This window comes from Halovenus anhuiensis (genome assembly GCF_037080055.1).
GTDB lineage: Archaea > Halobacteriota > Halobacteria > Halobacteriales > Haloarculaceae > Halovenus.
Genome location: NZ_JBAOJI010000022.1, coordinates 1 through 868, shown reverse-complemented (window position 1 = coordinate 868; position 868 = coordinate 1). Strand labels below are relative to the sequence as shown.

Sequence of the window (868 nt, the reverse complement as noted above, 5' to 3'; positions counted from 1 at the left end):
CTCGCAGCCCCGATAATCCGCATGACTACCGGCAACGAACAGTACGAACGGCTCCGGGAGGCCTTCGCCGAGGAGAGTAGCCGCTCATGCTCTCGAAGACGGCGTCAAGCGGATTGAGAAAGACGGCGACGGTATCATTCATTTGGGGGGTGTTGGCCCACACCGGGAACGGGTCGATCTGGATCGTCGCTGCGATCAGAATGAAGGGGAGTCCGCCGAGGACGCCGGTGGCGGCCCAGCCGCTGGCTGCCGTCACCATCGCTTCGAGTTTCCCCGGCGGATTGGCGTCCTGATACCGCTGCGCGAGGATTGTTCCGATGCCTGCCACAATCCCCGCCGACAGGAGAAACGCTGGAATCGTGTAGAACTCTCCGTTGAGAACGCCGATCAACAGTGAGATCACTAACATCAACGAAACCATTTGCAGGATGCGACCAACGTCACGCGCGACCGTGTGTGTGTTCACTCTCATCAATTCACCCCTCCTGAATAGCCGTCATCGAGGTCGAGGCCTGCGACATCTGTCTGTTCATGAGGTTATCGGGAATCGTCTTCGTAGTGTCCGAAGATATCTGTCAGTTCGGGGGTCGCACCGAAGGCGGAATAGACCGTTAGCAGGTCCTCTGAGAGAATTTCGGTGTCCCCTCGCGGCGTGATCGGCGGATCTTCTCCCTCCCGCTCAATTGCGACGATGAGCACGTCGGTCGGGACCAGATCTTCCCGTGCCGCTTCGTTGAGCGTCATCCCTGCAATCGGTGCGCCCTCAGAGACCGTAATCTCGAAGACTTCGGCCTCCTCACCGATCCGCATGTAATCGACGATGGCTGGTCGGGCCACTGCCCGATAGAGATACTCTGCGATGAGTTCC

At 59.0% G+C, this 868-nt stretch carries 1 protein-coding gene and 1 pseudogene; both read right to left on the bottom strand.

The features are described 5' to 3' along the window. Nucleotides 1-73: 73 nt before the first annotated feature. Nucleotides 74-472 (bottom strand): annotated as a pseudogene (locus V8P86_RS18855) (TrkH family potassium uptake protein); the annotation flags it as partial. 65 nt (nt 473-537) lie between these two features. After that, the coding region (locus V8P86_RS18850; protein WP_336328836.1) for a TrkA C-terminal domain-containing protein at nt 538-868 on the bottom strand (331 nt) is incomplete at its 5' end.